Source organism: Flavobacteriales bacterium, from assembly GCA_020635855.1.
Lineage (GTDB): Bacteria > Bacteroidota > Bacteroidia > JACJYZ01 > JACJYZ01 > JACJYZ01.
In genome coordinates, this window is the sequence record JACJYZ010000002.1 from 212,669 (window position 1) to 229,158 (window position 16,490).

General features: G+C 50.5%; 12 protein-coding genes. 6 read left to right on the forward strand and 6 right to left on the reverse strand.

From position 1 onward, the window contains the following. The first annotated feature begins 227 nt into the window (after positions 1-227). The 4 genes from porU to proC are packed head-to-tail and all read left to right on the forward strand — an operon-like array spanning position 228 to position 6,627. Positions 228-3,995 (forward strand): type IX secretion system sortase PorU, encoded by a 3,768-nt coding sequence (gene porU / locus H6585_00870; GenBank protein ID MCB9446878.1) that lies wholly within the window; start codon positions 228-230, stop codon positions 3,993-3,995. A 40-nt stretch (positions 3,996-4,035) separates the two neighbouring features. Next, on the forward strand, positions 4,036-5,283 hold the full coding sequence (gene porV / locus H6585_00875) for a type IX secretion system outer membrane channel protein PorV (protein ID MCB9446879.1): 1,248 nt from the start codon (positions 4,036-4,038) through the stop codon (positions 5,281-5,283). A gap of 1 nt (position 5,284) precedes the next feature. Further along, positions 5,285-5,761 carry a 2-C-methyl-D-erythritol 2,4-cyclodiphosphate synthase gene (locus H6585_00880; GenBank protein MCB9446880.1) on the forward strand — a complete coding sequence of 159 codons (477 nt, stop codon included), beginning with the start codon at positions 5,285-5,287 and terminating at the stop codon, positions 5,759-5,761. A 44-nt stretch (positions 5,762-5,805) separates the two neighbouring features. Continuing rightward, on the forward strand, positions 5,806-6,627 hold the full coding sequence (gene proC / locus H6585_00885; GenBank protein ID MCB9446881.1) for a pyrroline-5-carboxylate reductase: 822 nt from the start codon (positions 5,806-5,808) through the stop codon (positions 6,625-6,627). Positions 6,628-6,650: 23 nt separating this feature from the next. Here proC and H6585_00890 read toward each other — a convergent pair whose 3' ends face one another. The 6 genes from H6585_00890 to H6585_00915 all read right to left on the reverse strand — a co-directional run bounded on the left by H6585_00890 (position 6,651) and on the right by H6585_00915 (position 14,425). After that, positions 6,651-9,101 carry a phenylalanine--tRNA ligase subunit beta gene (locus H6585_00890; GenBank protein ID MCB9446882.1) on the reverse strand — a complete coding sequence of 817 codons (2,451 nt, stop codon included), beginning with the start codon at positions 9,099-9,101 and terminating at the stop codon, positions 6,651-6,653. 54 nt (positions 9,102-9,155) lie between these two features. Next, entirely contained in the window at positions 9,156-11,282 is a 2,127-nt protein-coding gene (gene recG / locus H6585_00895) for an ATP-dependent DNA helicase RecG (protein MCB9446883.1), read from the reverse strand. A gap of 7 nt (positions 11,283-11,289) precedes the next feature. Then, a complete protein-coding gene (locus H6585_00900; GenBank protein MCB9446884.1) occupies positions 11,290-12,576 on the reverse strand; it encodes a pyruvate dehydrogenase complex dihydrolipoamide acetyltransferase in 1,287 nt (428 codons plus the stop codon). A gap of 27 nt (positions 12,577-12,603) precedes the next feature. Next, entirely contained in the window at positions 12,604-13,620 is a 1,017-nt protein-coding gene (gene pdhA, locus H6585_00905; GenBank protein ID MCB9446885.1) for a pyruvate dehydrogenase (acetyl-transferring) E1 component subunit alpha, read from the reverse strand. A 144-nt stretch (positions 13,621-13,764) separates the two neighbouring features. Then, entirely contained in the window at positions 13,765-14,211 is a 447-nt protein-coding gene (locus H6585_00910) for a hypothetical protein (protein MCB9446886.1), read from the reverse strand. Positions 14,212-14,230: 19 nt separating this feature from the next. After that, positions 14,231-14,425 carry a hypothetical protein gene (locus H6585_00915; protein MCB9446887.1) on the reverse strand — a complete coding sequence of 65 codons (195 nt, stop codon included), beginning with the start codon at positions 14,423-14,425 and terminating at the stop codon, positions 14,231-14,233. A 44-nt stretch (positions 14,426-14,469) separates the two neighbouring features. Between H6585_00915 and H6585_00920 the strand changes: the two genes are divergently transcribed. Continuing rightward, positions 14,470-15,390 (forward strand): 1-aminocyclopropane-1-carboxylate deaminase/D-cysteine desulfhydrase, encoded by a 921-nt coding sequence (locus H6585_00920; GenBank protein MCB9446888.1) that lies wholly within the window; start codon positions 14,470-14,472, stop codon positions 15,388-15,390. A gap of 83 nt (positions 15,391-15,473) precedes the next feature. After that, positions 15,474-16,487: a glucosaminidase domain-containing protein gene (locus tag H6585_00925; GenBank protein ID MCB9446889.1), complete on the forward strand. Its 1,014-nt coding sequence runs from the start codon at positions 15,474-15,476 to the stop codon at positions 16,485-16,487. Positions 16,488-16,490: the final 3 nt, after the last annotated feature.

Sequence of the window (16,490 nt, forward strand, 5' to 3'; positions counted from 1 at the left end):
TTGGGTATTTGTATTAAATTGGCGGAGTGCAATCCATAATATGCGCTTTTTAAACCGCTGGTACATGATATAACAGTCGTGATATCAAAAGTTACAATATTCGCTGATTTAGCCCGTTTTGGATGCACTGTTTTTCTGCGCATTCAATGAATCATAGAGGTATGAAGTCCGATTGGAGGTTATTGTTTTTGTGTTGCTTATTGCTAGGGGCACCCTTAAAGAACATCATGGCGCAAACGCTGACGCGGGATGTGAAATGGGCCCCATTGGAAACCGTACAGCTTGCGGATGAGGTGAAGCTTACGCGTTTCTCATGTGAGCATGCTGATTACGAGGATAATCAGGTTATGCCGCTGTATATGGAGGTGATTGAAGGTGACAACCGTTCAAATTGGTTGACCGAAAGCTGGTCTCCGACCTACATTCCAATGGGGCCGGAAGAGAGTAAACTTGCGGCTGCCAACTTCACCCCGGAAGCGACGAATGCCTTGCCGGAATTGAAAACAGCGATTTCGAGGAAGCAGGATTATATTATTCTGAAAATCAATCCGTTTCGTAAAAACCCTGCTACCGGTGGGTGGGAAAAACTGGCGCATTTTTCCCTGGAATACCGAAAGGTTCCCAAGCCAGTCTCAAAGGTTCAGGCCCGAACATATGCTCCTCATTCGGTGCTTGCTTCCGGCGATTGGTACAAACTAGCGGTGAACCGGAATGGCATCGTTTATTTGGGGTACTCCGATCTGGTCTCCTTAGGCATCGATCCTAAAACCATCGATCCACGAAATATTAAAATCTATGGAAAAGAGGGAGGGATGCTGCCACAGGCCAATGCCGACTCTCGGTATGACGATTTGCCTGAAAAGGCCATTTTTGTTTCCGGAGAATCAGACGGAAAGTTTGATGCAGGAGACTACATCCTTTTTTATGGAGAAAACCCCAATCAGTGGTACTATGATAGCACCAAGCAACGGTATCTTCATCAGGTTCACCTCTATGACGATTATACCTATTATTTCATCACTGCGTCAGGGGGAGTGGGTAAACGCATGATCAACCGAATCTCATCGTCGTTAAGTCCGACCAAGACAGTCAGTTCATTTGATGATTTTGGATACCATGAGTCAGATCAGGTAAACCTGCTTAAATCAGGTAGGATGTGGTTTGGAGAAGTATTCGACATCCTGACCAACTACGATTTTGATTTTTCCTTTCCAAACCTTGTTCCAGGCGCCAATATGACGATCACCACAAACGTAGCGGCACGTTCCATCGTTAATCCCAGTTCATTTACCGTTTCGGTGCCTTCTGTAGGATTGTCTTTCCCTATGGCCGTATCAGCTGTGAGCGGCATTTACTACAATGATTACGCGTCGGTGTCGGAAACGGTCAAAACATTTGTGCCAAGTAGTTCTGATTTTCAGGTGAACGTCAGTTTCAATAAATACAATGCTTCCTCAATCGGTTGGTTGAACTACATTGCCGTGAACGCGAGACGCCAACTATCCATGTATGGAGACCAGATGTTGTTTCAGGATGCGCAATCAATAGGTACGGGCGAAGTAGCGGAATATCACTTGGGCAATGTATCTTCCAATATCCAGGTATGGGATGTGACAAATCCTGTTGAGCCGGTTAATTTGCAAGGAACCATCATGTCAGGAGAATGGGTGTACAGGCAGGCAGCCAATTCGTTGTGCAAATTTGTTGCATTCAATGGGTCGTCATTTACAACTCCGGTGCTGCTTGGAGCGGTTGCCAACCAGGATTTACACGGCCTGGCATCTACAGGTACTTATGATATGCTGATCGTTGCCGCACCTGATTTTATGAACCAGGCCCAGCAATTGGCTGACTTTCATCTCCAGGATGACGGGGTGACTTCCGTTATCGTTACGCCTGCGCAGATTTTCAATGAATTTTCTTCCGGCAGTCAGGATGTGAGTGCCATCCGCGATTTTGTCAAGATGTTTTACGATCAGGCTTCCACCCCTGACCAGGCGCCGCGTTATTTGATGCTTTTTGGAGACGGGTCCTATGATCCCAAGAGCCGCCTTCCGGTGAATACCAACTTCATCACCGCATACCAGTCCCCAAATAGCGTTTCACCCACCCAGTCTTATGTGTCGGATGATTATTTCGGTTTGCTGGATGACAACGAAGGAAGATGGCTTGAGAAGGATCCGGATCTCGTGGACATTGGCGTAGGACGGTTGCCGGTGCAAAATGTCACCGAAGCCCAGGCGGTTGTCAATAAGATCATTCATTATCATGACCCCGCATCTCTGGGAGATTGGCGCAACGTACTTTGTTTTGTTGCTGATGATGAGGATGGCAATCTCCATATGTCTCAATCGGATCAGTTGGCTACAATGATTGATACCACCTACGATGATTATGACATAGACAAAATATTCTTTGACTCGTACCAACAACTCTCAACGTCAGCAGGTGATCGATATCCCGATGTTACCGACGCCATTAACAGAAGGATAGAATCAGGTGCCCTGCTCGTTAATTACACGGGGCATGGCGGAGAGTTGGGCTGGGCACATGAGCGGGTACTGAACGTTTCGGATATCAAATCTTACCAGAACCTCAGTCGTCTGCCTGTTTTCATGACGGCCACCTGTGAGTTCAGTCGTTTTGACGATCCCGAGCGGACATCCGCAGGCGAGTACATGCTGCTGAACCCGAATGGCGGAGGAGTAGCACTTTTCACAACAGTACGGCTGGTAAATGCAGGTCCTAATTTTGCGCTGAATAAGAATTTTCTGAGCAACCTCTTTGAAGAAGTGAATGGTGAGATGCCTCGCATGGGCGACCTCTATCGGATCACCAAGGTGCTAAGCGGCTCCCTTGTCAACAATAGAAATTTCACTTTGTTGGGTGATCCGGCTTTGCGTATGTCTTATCCTGAAAACAGGGTCGTTACAACGAGTTTGAACGGCCATCCTTGGGTCAGCTATACGGACACCTTGAGGGCACTTGAAAAAGTCACCATTACCGGGTATGTAGCGGATCCGTTGGGAAATAAAATGTCCAAATTCAATGGCATCATTTATCCCACCCTTTACGATAAAAGTGAGAATGTGAAAACACTTGCCAATGACGGAGGAAGCCCGTTCAAGTTCAATGTGCAAAAGCGCATTATCTACAAGGGTAAAGCAAGCGTAAACAACGGTGAATTCACGTTCAGTTTCATTGTTCCGAAAGACATCGCCTATCAGTATGGCCTGGGACGCCTGAGCTATTATTCCGAAAATACCAAAGTGGATGCGCATGGTTCCAACCAGGATTTTTGGATTGGAGGGTCATTGGATAGCTCGGCAGTGGATACAATCGGTCCTGAAATCAAATTGTATATGAACAATGAGCAGTTTGTGTTTGGCGGCATTACAGATGAAAATCCGGTTCTGCTGGCAACGGTATTTGACAGCAGTGGTGTGAATACCGTGGGCAATGGGGTAGGGCATGATATCACCGCCGTGTTGGATGGGCAAACCGATAAGACACTTGTTTTGAATGACTACTATGAAGCGGACCTTGATCAGTATCAAAGCGGGCGTATCCAATATCCTTTCAAGAACCTGGAGACAGGCGCGCATTCAGTCAAATTAAAGGTGTGGGATGTGTACAACCGATCATCGGAGGTATATACAGAATTCGTGGTATCCGAGTCTGCCGAACTGGCATTGGATCATGTGTTGAATTATCCCAACCCGTTTACCACGCATACCGATTTTTACTTCGAGCACAACCAGCCAGGAACGGACATGGATGTGGAGATCCGGATATATACAGTGGGAGGTCGTTTGATCAAAACCATCCACCAGCAAATGAACACAGATGGATTTCGTTCTGAACCCATTGCCTGGAACGGACTTGACGATTTTGGAGATCGCATCGGGAAAGGGGTATACCTTTACCGACTTCGGGTTGCTTCACCCGACGGAAACAATGTGGAAAAACTCGAAAAACTGGTGATTCTTAAATAATTATAAGAAATAATAAAGCTTCGTATATTTGCCCTCCCTCATGAGAAATAAATCAAATACATCACTCGAAAAAGCTGCCGCTGCTTGCATCGTTCTTTCCGGACTTCTGGTATCAGGTTCTGCAAAGGCACAGCTCACCGTTGATACGCTTACCGGTGGCATCAATACCATTACAACGGCGGTTCCTTTTCTCATGATCGGCCCGGATGCAAGGGCAGGAGGAATGGGTGATGCAGGCGTCGCGTCTACACCCGATCCCAACTCAGGTCACTGGAATGCTGCCAAATTCGCATTTATCAAAGATACGCCCCTGGAAAAAGGCAAAGGCAGCAGTCGTGATGTGGGATTTTCAATGTCTTACATTCCCTGGCTGAGATCCCTCGTTCCGGATATTAATCTCGCATATATTTCAGGTTACAAGGTGCTGAAAGGCGGACGAGTTACACAAACCGTTGCAGGTTCCCTCCGGTATTTTTCACTCGGAGACATCACCTTCACCGATATCGTGGGTAACGTTACAGGCAACTTCAACCCCAATGAATTTGCGGTGGATTTTTCTTACGCACGCATGCTTTCCGAAAACTGGTCGGGAGGATTGAGTCTCAGGTACATTTATTCCAACCTGACCGGTGGGTTTGTTGTCGATGGAAATCCAAGCCATGCAGGCCGCTCCGTAGCAGCGGATGTCTCAGGGTACTACCGCAAGGAAACAGAAATGTTCAACCGTGACGTGATGTTTGCATACGGTATTGCCATCACCAACGTCGGTGCTAAAATATCCTACACCCAGAATGCAGACAGGGATTTTATCCCAATCAACGGTCGCATGGGTACCTCTCTGCTCATCAAAATGGATGACTTTAACAAAGTAATGTTCCTGGTTGATGTGAATAAATTGCTGGTGCCTACACCCCCCATCTATAATTCAGATGGCACAATTAAAAAAGGATATGACCCGGATCGTTCCATCGCCAGCGGTATCATGGCATCGTTCTATGATGCACCGGGTGGTTTCAGCGAAGAATTGAAGGAATACAATTTCTCCCTCGGTTCCGAATACTGGTATGATAACCAATTCGCCATTCGTGCCGGATATTTTCATGAAGATGCCACCAAGGGAAACAGGAAATACTTCACCATCGGAGCCGGACTGAAGTACCACGTGTTCGGGTTGGATTTTGCATACCTCATTCCTACCCAACAAAAACATCCCCTGGAGAACACATTGCGATTTACGCTTGTGTTTGATTTTGGCGGACTGGGTGCTGAAAACAGCGGTACAGAATAACATGAATCTTCGAGTAGGTCTGGGTTACGATGTCCATCGCCTGGAAACCAACCACCCATTTTGGTTGGGAGGTATACGTATCGACCATGAAAAAGGGGCCGTGGGCCATTCCGATGCCGATACGCTCATCCATGCCATTTGTGATGCACTTCTTGGTGCCGCCGCACTCGGTGATATTGGCAAGCACTTTCCCGATACTTCGGACCAATACAAGGGCATAGACAGCAAAATCCTTCTTGAACATGTTGTGCGACTCCTGGCGAATGAAGGTTACCGTGTGGTGAATGTTGATGCTACCGTAGCTCTTCAACGTCCGAAAATCGCACCTTACCTGGATGAAATGAGACAAGTACTTGCCGGCATCCTTGGCATAGATACAGGTTGTGTTTCAGTTAAGGCAACAACCACTGAGAAGCTGGGGTTTGAAGGCAGGGAAGAAGGGGTGTCCGTGCAGGCCATCGCCCTCATTGCCGGCTGAATTCCGTATCATTGCACGTCGCATATCGAAAAGATTCATTCCACATGAAGGATACCAAACAACTTAAGATCACCATCATCGGTGCGGGAAATTTGGGTGTAGCCCTTGCCCGGGGCCTGGCCAAGTCAAAAAAATACGACGCTGCCAAAATCACATTGACCCGCCGCCGTGCCAGCCACCTGGAAGCCCTGAAGAAGGAAGGCTTCAATGTATCTACCGAAAATGCCAAGGCGGTGGTCGGTGCTGATATCATTGTAGTGGCTGTGTTGCCACAACAATTCAATTCGGCATTGACCGAAATCAAACCGGTGATTAAGGCAGGTAAACAACTGATCATTTCTCTGGTAACAGGTGTGTCATCGAAAGATATCCTGCATTTGTTGGGCGGTAAAAACCGCGTGGTTCGCGCCATGCCAAATACCGCCATTGCCATTGGTGAATCCATGACTTGTTTGTCAACCTTGAATGCACCCGAACAAGATGTAGCGCTTGCAAAATCCATGTTTGATACCGTGGGTGAGACTGTGATCATCGGAGAAGAGTATATGACCGCGGCAACCGCACTGGTGGCTTGTGGAATTGCATTCTTCCTTCGTGCCGTACGCGCAGCTTCACAGGGAGGAACGGAGATCGGATTCCATGCGGAAGAAGCGCTCAAGATGGCGGCTCAGACTGCCAAAGGGGCTGCTTCATTGATCCTTAGCAGAAGCCATCACCCGGAAATGGAGATCGACAAAGTAACTTCCCCAAAAGGGTGCACCATTGCCGGTCTGAATGAAATGGAACATCAGGGCTTCAGTTCGGCCATGATCAAAGGCATCATCACCTCCGCCAACAAAGCGGGTGTTCTTTACAGCAAGGATTAGGAAATTCTTCAAAAACGAACCGATCAGGATTCGCGCACTTCGGCCGAAGCCTCTTTCCGGAATCCGTCAGCAAGTTTTTTCATGGTTTGGTCTACCCATCCGTCGGTGAGGGTTTTTTCATCATCCCGAAAGGTGAAGGAGATGGCGTAGGATTTTTTGTCTTTCCCGATTTTCTCTCCTTCGAACACATCAAACAACCTTACTTCCCGAAGCAACTTGCTGCCGTACTTCCATGCAATGGCCTCCAGGCTTGCGTATGAGGCGGATTTGTTCAGCAGCAGTGCCAGGTCGCGGCGGACGGCTGGGAATTTGCCAACTTCTTTGTAAGTGATCGGGCCCAGAGCACGCATGCGATCCAGCAATCCTTCCCAGTGAATCAAAGCACCGAAAGCGGGTTGGTTCAGGTCCATGTGCTTGCGAACAGCAGGGGCAATCTCTCCAACAACTGCCAGTTCACCCTTTTGATCGGCATATGACAGGCAGGCGGAAAATCCGACAGATGCAGCCTCTGTCCCGGTGACGCCTGCTAGTCCGGCTTTCCGGAAAATCTGATCCACACAACTTTTAAGGAAGATGAGTCCCGCTTCCTCTTCTTTGCCTGACCAACGGTGCAGCGGGCGATTGCCGGAGGTGTAAAGTGCCAACCACGATTGTTCCCGGTAGGCATCCGCATCAACGGTATCTTTTGTCCGTGCATATGTGCGGCCGAACTCAAAGAGGTTTAATTGAAGATTTTTTCGGTTGATGTTGTACACCAACGTTTCCAATCCGCCGATGAGCATGCTGGTGCGCATCACACTAAGGTCGGAACTCAACGGGTTGATGATGCGTGCCGGTTCCATCTGGTCGGGCGGAGGAAACAGCGTCAGGTGTTTTTCCGAAGTAAGGGAATTGCACATGATCTCGGAGAATCCGTTGGCCACCAGCAGGTCGGCCATTGCATTGCGGATGCGATCCGGTGTTCTCCGGTTTTCATGCACATAGCCGATTTGTGTATGTGTGGAAGCCTCAATGGAATTGCAACCATAGATACGCAGTACCTCCTCGATCACATCTGCTTCCCGGGTTACTTCCACTTTGAAAGTAGGTGCGGCAATCAATGCTCCGTCCAGGCGATCTTCCAGCCATTCGAACTGCAATGCTTCCAGGATCTGCCTGATTTCCTCCGGTGGTATCTGTTTGCCCAACAACCGGTGTACACGGGCATAACGGATGTTGATTTGACGAGGTGCAATGCGCTCGGGGTATAAGTCAACCGTATCAGATGTGATGGTACCACCCGCCAGTTCGCAAATCAAAGAGGCAGCCCTTCGCAGTGCCTGTAGGGTGTTTTCCGGATCGGTGCCGCGTTCAAAACGGAAACTCGCATCGGTTTTCAGGTCGTGATGTGACGAGGTACGACGGATGAAGCCAGGGTGAAAACAGGCGCTTTCAAGGAATACCGAACGGGTGGTATCGGACACGCCGGAAACGATACCTCCGAATACACCCCCGATGCACATGCCGCCTTCCGCATCGCAGATCATGAGGTCATCTGCGCGGAGCTTCCGTTCTTTGTCATCCAGGGTAACAAACGGGGTGCCTTCGGGTAAACACTCCACCACCACTTTTTCGCCTCTGATCTGATCGGCGTCAAATGCATGAAGCGGTTGTCCCAATTCGTGCAACACATAGTTGGTGATGTCCACCACGTTGCTGATGGGTTTCAGGCCGATGGCTTTCAACCGGTTCTGTAACCACGCCGGTGAAGGTGCGATACGGATGTTCTCAATGGTTACCCCACTGTAGCGCGGACATGCATCCGGCCGTTTCAGTTCAACGGTAATGTGTTTGCTGCCCCTTTCTTTTTCTGGTATAGATGCCGGTTTGTGGATCCATTCCACAGGCACACCTTTGTGTTTCAGTACAGCGAGCAGGTCGCGTGCCACGCCCAGATGGGAAGCAGCGTCGCCGCGGTTGGGGGTTAGTCCGATCTCGAACACCACGTCGCTGGTTACATCAAACAGGTCTTTCACCTTCACACCTACCGCCGTATCTTCCGGTAATACCAGGATACCCGAGTGATCTTCTCCCAGTCCTACTTCATCAGCGGCACATAGCATTCCTTCGGATACTTCTCCGCGTATTTTGGATTTCTTGATGGTGAATGGCTCGCCGGTGACAGGGTGGATGGTGCAGTTGACAGGTGCAACGATCACTTTCTGACCTGCAGCCACATTGGGCGCTCCGCATACGATTTGCAACAACTCTGATCCTCCGGCATCTACTTTGGTCAGGCTCAGCTTATCGGCATTGGGGTGTTTGGACTTTTCCACCACATGTCCTGTGATCAGTCCTTCCAGTCCGCCCGGGACCGACTGAAACGTATGCATGCTTTCCACTTCCAGTCCGCAATCCGTCAGGTACGCTGCCACCGTTTCCGGGTCCAGGTCGAACGAGATGAATGTTTTCAGCCAATCCAGTGAGATCTTCATAAGCTTGAGAAAAAATGAATGTCAAAGGTAAGAAAACACGAAGAATGGCGGTCCTCAGCTGATCATGCTCCAGTTCGGATTGCGTTTTTCGTGGTGTCGCAATGCTTCGGCGGTAGATTGATGTGCGGGTGTTGCCAGGTTCGGATCGTCGGCGAGTATCTTGCCGGCCCATTGCCTGGCATGTTCCAGGATGTTCTGATCTTTCACCAGGTCAGCAATCTTCAGTGTTGGCATGCCGCTTTGCTGGGTGCCGCTGAGGTCACCGGGGCCCCGGAGTTCCAGGTCTACCTGGGCTACTTTGAAGCCGTCTTGTGTGCCCACCATGGTTTTGATACGGGTGCGTGCATCTTCCGATAATTTGTTTCCTGTCATCAGGATGCAGTAGGAATGTTCGGCACCCCGCCCCACACGTCCGCGCAGCTGGTGCAGCTGTGACAGGCCGAAGCGTTCGGCGCTTTCGATCACCATGACGGATGCGTTGGGCACATCCACTCCCACTTCAATCACCGTGGTGGCCACCATGATTTGTGTTTCTCCCTTTGCGAACCGTTGCATTTCCATGTCTTTGTCTGCCGGTTTCATTTTTCCATGTACAATGCTTACCCGGTAGGTTGGAAGGGGGAATGCTTTCTGGATGCTTTCAAATCCGTCTTCCAGGTCTTTGTAGTCTTGCGTTTCAGATTCCTGGATAAGGGGGTATACGATGTACACCTGCCTGCCTTTTGCAATCTCATCCCGGATGAAACCAAATACTGCCAGCCGGCTGGAGTCGTACCTGTGTGTAGTTTTGATGGGTTTCCGTCCCGGGGGCAACTCATCGATCACCGACGTATCAAGGTCGCCGTACAGGGTCATGGCAAGCGTTCTTGGGATGGGCGTGGCGGTCATTACAAGGATGTGTGGCGGATGATTTCCCTTCTGCCAAAGTTTCGCACGTTGTGCCACCCCGAAGCGATGTTGTTCGTCGATGACCACCAGGCCAAGTTTTTGGAACACCACAGGGTCTTCGAGGAGTGCATGTGTTCCGATCAGGATGCGAATGGATCCGTCGGCGATGCCAGCCAGGATCTCGGTGCGTGCCTTTTTACGTGTGGACCCGGTGAGCAGTGCGGTTTGAATGCCCATCGATTCCAACTGCCGGTGGAGGGTGTTGGCATGTTGAATGGCCAGAATTTCGGTGGGTGCCATCAGTGCGGCCTGGTATCCGTTGTCCAGCGCGATCAGCATAGAAAGCAGGGCCACCATGGTTTTTCCACTTCCCACATCTCCCTGTAACAGCCGGTTCATCTGGTGGCCGCTTCCCATGTCCTGCCGGATTTCACGGATCACCCTTTTCTGGGCTTCCGTTAAAGAGAAGGGCAGGTGTTCTTTGTAGAAGGTGTGGAAGAGTTCGCCCACATGACCGAAGACAATTCCTTTGTTCTCCAGGCTTCGTTGGGTTTTGATTTTGAGTAGGCGCAGTTGGATGAAAAACAGTTCCTCGAACTTCAACCGCTTTTGGGCTTTGCTGCATTCCTCTGCATTTTCGGGGAAGTGAATTGAACGGAAGGCTTCTTCCCTCGATGGGAAATGATAGGCGCTCCTTACTGCGGCGGGAAGGTTTTCGGGGATGTGGCCGCGGATCTGCTCGAACAGGTTGCGTTGTAATTTCCAGATGCCTTTGCTGTCAAGACCCTTGCGTTTCATTAGTTCGGTGCTGGGATATACGGCTTGTAAGGTGCCGGCAGGTGAGTTCTTGAATTCGTCAAGTGTTTCCAGTTCGGGGTGTGCAATGTTCAGGGTGTTCTTATAGAGTGAGGGCTTTCCGAACAGGATGTAGGTTTCGTTCTTGCGAAGTTTTTCCTGGATCCATTTCACGCCCTGGAACCACACCAGGTCCACTTGTCCGGTATCATCACCGAACTTGGCGGTCAGGCGTTTTGTGCGGCCCTGTCCGACCGACTGGAAGGAAAGGATCTGGCCTTTCATCTGCACGTAGGGCAGGTCGGCATGCAATTGTTTGACCGGATAAAAGCGGGTACGGTCGATATACCGGAAAGGGAAGAGGTACAACAGGTCTTCAAATATGAAGATCTGCATCTGCTTCTTGAGGGTATCGGCCCGCTGAGGTCCGACACCTTTCAGGTACTCAATGGGTGTGGACAGGAAAGAACTCGTTGAGGTATCTTTCCCGTTTTCCATGCGGGGTTCAGATGGAGTATGCGCCCAGCAGTACGACGGGGTTTTCCAACAAATTCTTCACGGTTAGAAGGAATTCGGAACCGGTTACACCGTCTACCACCCTGTGGTCACAGGATAGGGTAACTTTCATGGTGTTGCCGGGTACCACTTGACCGTTCTTCACAACGGGAACTGATTTGATTCCGCCAATGGCCAGGATGCATGCATCCGGCGGATTGATGATGGCGGTGAATTCCTCGATGCCATACATGCCCAGGTTGGAGATGGTGAAAGTGTTGCCTTCCCAGTCTTCGGGCTGCAGTTTTTTGTTGCGGGCCTTTTCGGCGTATTCCTTTACTTCGGTGGAGATTTGCGACAGGGTTTTGCCGTCGGCGAAGCGCACCACAGGTACCAGCAGGCCTTCATCCACGGCCACCGCCACGCCGATGTGCACGTGGTCGTTGTAGCGGATGGTATCGCCCTGCCAGGATGAGTTCACTTTCGGGTGTTTTTTCAGCGCGGCGGAAACCGCTTTGATCACGAAATCATTGAAGGAGATCTTCACGGGGCTTATCTCATTCACGGATTTACGCGCCTGCATCACGGCATCCATGTCAATTTCCATGGTGAGGTAGAAGTGCGGGGCCGAGAATTTGCTTTCCGCCAGTCGCCTTGCAATGGTCTTTCTCATTTGTGACACGGCTTCCTCGCGGTAACTTTCACGACCGGTGAATGCCATGGCACCGCCTGGTGTGAAGTTCTCAATGTCACGTTTGATGATGCGGCCGTAATCGCCGGAACCTTTCACGAGCGCCAGATTGATGCCTTTTTCCTTGGCCATGGTGCGGGCCAGGGGAGATACTTTGATCTTGCCGTTGCTGGCAGCTGGCATGCTCACCACGGTGGTGGTGGCGGGTTTTGCAGCTGGTGCGGGTGTGGACGCCGGCGCAGGTGTTGCAGGTTTGGCCGGTGCCGGTTCTGATTTGGGTGCCGGTTTTTCTTCGGCAGGGGGGGCTGCTTCCGCAGCTTTTTGTGCGTTTTTCTTTTCTTCTTCGAGGATGGCGTCAATGTTCTCGCCTTTTTCGCCCAGGATGGCCAGCACACTGTCTACCGGTGCTGCTTTTCCTTTTTCCACGCCGATGTGCAGCAGCACGCCGTCCTGGAAAGATTCAAACTCCATGGTGGCTTTGTCAGTTTCAATTTCGGCGAGCAGGTCACCGGATTTGACTACATCACCCACTTTTTTATGCCACTCGGCCACCACACCTTCGGTCATGGTGTCACTCAGTTTGGGCATTCTAACGATCTCAGCCATTTTGCGCAGTATTTACTCTATCGGGCGTTATTCAATGATGAAGGGATAATCTTTTTGCACGTACACGTCCTGGTACAGTTCCGAAGGATCCGGGAAGGGAGACTCTTCGGCAAACTTAACCGCTGCGTCCACTTCTTCGTTCACGCGTTTCACAATCGCTTCGATTTCCTTGTCGGTGGCGTACTTCTTTTCCTTGATGGTGTTCAGTACCATTTCCACGGGGTCAATGGATTTGTACTTTTCCACTTCTTCCTTGGTCCGGTACTTCTGAGGGTCAGACATCGAGTGGCCTTTGTACCGGTATGTTTTCATTTCCAGGAGGGTAGGACCTTCTCCCTTGCGAGCCCGGTCCGCTGCCTCGGCGATGGCTTCGTGCACCGCTTCACAGGTCATTCCATCCACCGGCTTGGAAGGCATTTCATAGGCATGCCCGGTCTTGTACAGGTCAACCACGTTGGACTGGCGGGCAACCGATGTGCCCATGGCGTAGTTGTTGTTTTCGATGATGAAGATGACCGGGAGTTTCCAGGTCATGGCCATGTTCAGGGTTTCGTGGTATGCACCCTGGCGGATGGCACCATCTCCCATGAAACACAGGGTGATATTTTTTGTGCCCTGGTATTTTTCCGCAAACGCGATGCCTGCTCCCAGGGGAATCTGACCACCTACGATTCCGTGGCCGCCGAAAAAGCGATGTTGTTTGGAGAACATATGCATGGAACCGCCTTTTCCTTTGGAACAGCCGGTGGCCCTGGCATACAGTTCGGCCATGATGTATTTGCTTTCCAGGCCTTTGATCATGGGCAAGGCATGATCACGGTAGGCTGTAATGATGTTGTCATCCTTTTCGATCGCCGACATGGTGCCGGCTGCAACCGCTTCCTGTCCTATATACAGGTGACAGAAACCTCCGAATTTTTGCTGGATGTAGAGTTGGTTCGACTTCTCTTCAAACCTGCGCATGAGCAGCATGATCTCATACCACTCAACATAAGTCTTCTTATCAAAGACCTGGCTCTTCTTCTTTTCGGCAACTTTTCCCATAAAACAAAAATATATTGGCCCGTTTTATTTTGGCCTACAAATGTAAAATAAAATTGCGCCTTTTAAAGCCCCTTTTCGGATAAATGACTATCAGATCCCCCGGTGCTTTAGGAACCCGTTTTATATCGCCCTGACCGGGAAACGTTATTTGGAATAGTTGGCGGTAACGATGTCATCGCCTCCGCCGTCGTTCACCGTGTAGTTCCAGTGGATGGAAGAGGAGCCGGTTACCTGGCCGCTCCCGCTGATGGTGTGGCCCGATACCACCTGTACCGGTATGTTGAAGGCCGTACCCGAACCATTGAGCGATACGGTTACTTTGTTAGAGAAATTCAGGTTGTAGAAGTTTTCGATGGTCATCAGGGTATCACTGCCTTTCTTGAGCAGGTTGATGTCGTAGGCGGATGTGCCATAAACCTGGCTGTTTTCGGAAACATGCCAGGTTCCGGTGAATTTGTCGCGGTTGTCGGTGCTGCCGTTATCGGGGTTGTTGTCTTCGGGCTGACACGACTGCAGGGCTGCGGCCAGAATCAAGATCAGCCAAAGGGCGGGTCTGAAGGATAGGTTCTTTCTGATCATTTGTCTGTTCATCACAAGGTTTATGCCGTTTTCATTCCTGAGGTGACGCGTTGTTATTCCGGGTTGTGTGCGACGGTTTGTTGAAACCGTACGGACAATGTTTACAACCATTCTGACAACAGTATCCCCTTTTCAGGTGATAGGCTTCGGTAAAAACCAGGTAGCCCTCCGGGGAATGGTAATAATCTTCCGGGTCAAGCCTCGTAAAACGATCATCGGAATTCATGGTATGAAGGTACGAAGATTTGCAAAATCGTACCTTTCCGGTCCATGGAGGAACCCTTGCTCCCCAGTCCGTTAACGCAGATATTTCATCCCGACGTATCCATGAAAGGCATCCGGCTTTTCATGAAACGCGATGACCTGATCCATCCGGAAGTGTCGGGAAACAAATGGCGGAAGTTGCTTCCGTTCCTTGAGGCTTTCCAGGAAAGCGGTAAGTCGGAACTGTTGTCGCTCGGGGGCGCTTATTCCAACCACATTGCTGCATTGGCCGCCGCCGGGAGGATGTTGCAAGTACCTACCGTGGGGATCATTCGTGGGGATGCGGTTTCTGCAGAGAATGCCACCCTGACGGCTGCGCGTGCGAACGGCATGAAACTGAAGTTCGTGGAACGGAGTGTTTACAGACAACGGAATGAGGCGGACTGGCTCGCTGAGTTGCAATCGGCCCATCCCCATGCATTTGTTATACCTGAAGGTGGTTCAGACCCATTGGCTCTGACAGGCGTGGCCGGGATTGTTGAAGAGTTGGGTCAGGAATTTGATATACTGGCAACACCCTGCGGAACCGGCACAACCCTGGCCGGACTCTTATGTGCAGTACTTCCTGATGTGCAGGTCTGGGGTTTTTCTGCGTTAAAAGGTGACAAGAACCTTGGGAGTCGCGTGCAGTCGTTCATTGAGCGCTCTCCGGAAAAGGCTGTCATTCCCCGATGGCAGGTGTGGGACGCCTATCATTTCGGGGGATTTGCCAGGTGGACCCCGGAGTTAATCGACTTCATCCGATCCTTCAGGCAACATACCGGTATCCTCCTGGATCCGGTGTATACCTCCAAGATGATGTACGGTTTGTTCGACCTGATCCGGAAAGATGTGGTTCCTCCGGGGAGTCGTGTGTTGGCGATTCACACCGGAGGATTGCAGGGATGGAATGGGTTCAGGGAACGGTTCGGAATCAGGATTCCCTGATTGAAATCAACAGCCTGATGTGGAAAAATGCCCGCACACCTTATAGCTACTGCAATTGAGGGGAACTAACTTTATAAGTTGGAATGAAAAAGCAAGCGTTCATATCGTTGTGCCTGGTATGGATCCTGGGTGCACGTGTTATGGCGGAAGGACAACCCCTGACCGCCTCCGACTACATCACCCGATACAAAGACATGGCCATCACCAACATGATTGAGATGGGTGTGCCGGCAAGTATCACCCTGGCCCAGGGCATGCTGGAATCCGGTAACGGAAACAGTCGCCTCGCCATGGAAGGGAACAACCACTTCGGGATCAAGTGCCACAGCGATTGGGATGGTCCCACCATCCATGAAGACGACGACCAGAAACACGAATGCTTCCGGAAATACCGCAGCGTGCTGGATTCATACCACGACCATGCCGCATTCCTTCGGGGGAAGCAGCGTTATGCTTTCCTTTTTGATTTGTCGGTGACTGACTACAAAGGATGGGCGAAAGGGCTGAAGCAAGCCGGCTATGCCACCAACCCGCAGTATGCCGCCCGCCTGATTCATATCATCGAAGAGAACGGACTTCAGCAGTACGATGAAGTTGCCATTGCGCAGGGACTCAAAACCCCGCCGGTGCTCGCCAAGGAAACCAAACAGGCCAAGGAAACTTCCAAAACGCGCAAGGAAAATAGAAGCCGGAAACACAAGATCAGCAACGAAGGAGGCAGTGAGATCATTTCAGAAGTGGAGCTGGGTAGCCGCAGACAACTTTCGTATGTGAACAACACACCGTTTATAGTTGCACGCAAGGGAGACACTTTTTACCGGATCGCTTCCGATATGGACATGGAGATCTGGCAGCTCATACGGTACAATGATCTCCCGAAAGATCATGTATTGGCTGAAGGGGAGCGGGTTTACATCAAACCGAAACGGCGGAAAGCCACGCAGGAAACGTATGCCGTCAAGGAAGGGGAATCCCTCCATGACATTTCACAACAGTTCGGTGTGAAGGAAAAGCATCTGCTGAAATACAACGATATCCGGGCCGGAGAAGTCCTGACAACCGGCCAGCTGATTCATTTGAAAAAACCCAGGAAGTAGCTG